Origin of the sequence: Kineococcus indalonis, assembly GCF_009906395.1 — a bacterium.
In the GTDB taxonomy this organism is placed as follows: Bacteria; Actinomycetota; Actinomycetes; order Actinomycetales; family Kineococcaceae; genus Kineococcus; species Kineococcus indalonis.
Map to the genome: position 1 here is coordinate 1 of NZ_JAAALM010000635.1, position 2,041 is coordinate 2,041.

Annotated in this window: 2 protein-coding genes; one reads left to right on the top strand and one right to left on the bottom strand. The window is 76.4% G+C overall.

The window, feature by feature from the left end:
• Nucleotides 1-323 precede the first annotated feature (323 nt).
• Nucleotides 324-1,085, bottom strand: a complete 762-nt coding sequence (locus tag GTR00_RS19760; RefSeq protein WP_166613257.1) for an isoprenyl transferase — start codon at nt 1,083-1,085, stop codon at nt 324-326.
• Between the two features lie 86 nt (nt 1,086-1,171).
• Between GTR00_RS19760 and trhA the strand changes: the two genes are divergently transcribed.
• Complete coding sequence (gene trhA / locus GTR00_RS19765; RefSeq protein ID WP_166613258.1) at nt 1,172-1,837, top strand: PAQR family membrane homeostasis protein TrhA; 666 nt, start codon at nt 1,172-1,174, stop codon at nt 1,835-1,837.
• Nucleotides 1,838-2,041: the final 204 nt, after the last annotated feature.

The window sequence follows — 2,041 nt, forward strand, 5'->3', positions numbered from 1 at the left end:
GGTGGGGCTGGTGACCACGGACGTCTCCCGTTTCCGGGAGCCCGGGGGCGCACGCGCCCGGACCCCCCTCAGCAGCGGCGGACCGGGACCTCAGGTCGCCCTGCGGGCGGCCCGGGACCGGGCCCCCCTGCTGCGCTGGACAGCTCGCACGGCGACCTCCCGGACGGGCGGCGGGCGCCCCCCGTCGACCTCGACGCTAGCCCCAGGACCGTTGCGGGGGGCCGGGAACACGCCCGTCCGGGTGAGCATCGGGTGACGTGGCGGTGACCTGACGGGGTGGCCGCACGCAGCGTCACCGCGGGGCCCCGAACGGGCCCCGGCCGTCACGCTCCGAAGCGGCGCTCGCGGGCGGCGTAGGAGCGCAGCGCCCGCAGGAAGTCCACCTTGCGGAAGTCCGGCCACAGCACCTCGCAGAAGTACAGCTCGGTGTGCGCGCTCTGCCACAGCAGGAACCCCGACAGGCGCTGCTCCCCGGAGGTGCGGATCACCAGGTCCGGGTCCGGCTGGCCCTTGGTGTACAGGTGCGCCGCGATGTGGTCCACCGTCAGCACGTCCGCCAGCTCCTCGATCGAGGTGCCCACCTGCGCGTGCTCGCGCAGCAGCGAGCGCACCGCGTCAGCGATCTCCTGGCGGCCGCCGTAGCCGATCGCCACGTTCACCACCGCACCGCCGATGTCGGCGGTCTCGCGCGCCAGCTCCCGCAACCGCTCGGCCGTCGCCGGCGGCAGCAGCTCCAGCGCCCCCACCGGGTGCACCCGCCAGCGCCGCGCCGCCGCCAGGCGCGCCACGCAGTCCTCCACGATCCCGATCAGCGGCGCCAGCTCCGCCTGCGGCCGGCGCAGGTTGTCCGTGGACAGCAGGTACAGGGTGACGACCTCGATGCCCTCGTCGTCGCACCAGCCCATGAACTCGACGACCTTGTCGGCCCCGGCGCGGTGGCCGTGCGCGCTCGGCGCGCCGAAGGCCTTCGCCCAGCGGCGGTTGCCGTCGAGGATGATGCCGACGTGCCGCGGGAGGGCGGTCGAGTCCAGCGACCGTTCCAGCCGCCGCCCGTACGCGCCGTAGAGGAGTTCGCGGAGGCCCATCGGCGCTGACCGTACACCCGCGCCCGCGCCCGCCGTCCCGCTGCGCGGGACGCCGAACCTACGGTCCCGTAGCGTACGGTCCCGGCATGACGCTCGACCCCGCCCCGGCGCTCGCCGCGGCCAAGCCGCGCCTCCGCGGCTGGCTGCACGCCGGCACGTTCCCCGCCGCGCTCCTCGCCGGCACGACCCTCGTCGTCCTGGCCCCCACCGGCACCCCCCGCGCCGCCGCGGCCGTCTTCGCCGTCACCGCCGCGCTGCTGTTCGGCACCAGCGCCCTCTACCACCGCGGGACGTGGTCGCCGCGCGCCGGCGCCCTGCTGCGCCGGCTGGACCACAGCAACATCTTCCTCATCATCGCCGGCACCTACACCCCGCTGGCCGTCACCACCCTGCCCGCCGACCGCGCCCGCTCCCTGCTCACGCTCGTCTGGGCCGGCGCCCTGGCCGGCACCGCCTTCCGGGTCCTGTGGGTGGGCGCCCCCCGCTGGCTCTACACCCCCGTGTACGTCGCCCTCGGCTGGGTCGCCGTGGGCTACCTGGGCGCCTTCGCCCGCGGCGGCGGCTGGGCGGTGGCCGCCCTCGTCGTCGTCGGCGGCGTCGCCTACTCCGCCGGCGCGCTCGTCTACGGCCTCAAGCGCCCCGACCCCAGCCCGCGCTGGTTCGGCTTCCACGAGGTCTTCCACGCCTGCACCGTCGTGGGCTTCACCGCGCACTTCGTCGCCATCGCGATCGCGACGCTGCAGCACCGCTGAGCGCTGGGCCTCGCCCCTCCCGCGGTGGTCGTGCACGGTCGAACACCCCCCCGCGCACGATCACGGCAGGAGCGGGGTGCGGCAGGGCCGGGGACCAGGGGGTCAGGGGGTCCGGACGCCCACGGCGGCGGCGAGCGCGGCCGGGTCCGTGGTGGGCGCGTCGCACACCTGGCCGCGGCAGACGTAGGCGGCGGCCAGGTGTGC

Excerpts from the sequence above, each read along its gene's own strand:
- GTR00_RS19760 (WP_166613257.1), bottom strand. The coding sequence starts at position 1,085 with ATGGGCCTCCGCGAACTCCTCTACGGCGCGTACGGGCGGCGGCTGGAA.
- trhA (WP_166613258.1), top strand. The coding sequence starts at position 1,172 with ATGACGCTCGACCCCGCCCCGGCGCTCGCCGCGGCCAAGCCGCGCCTC.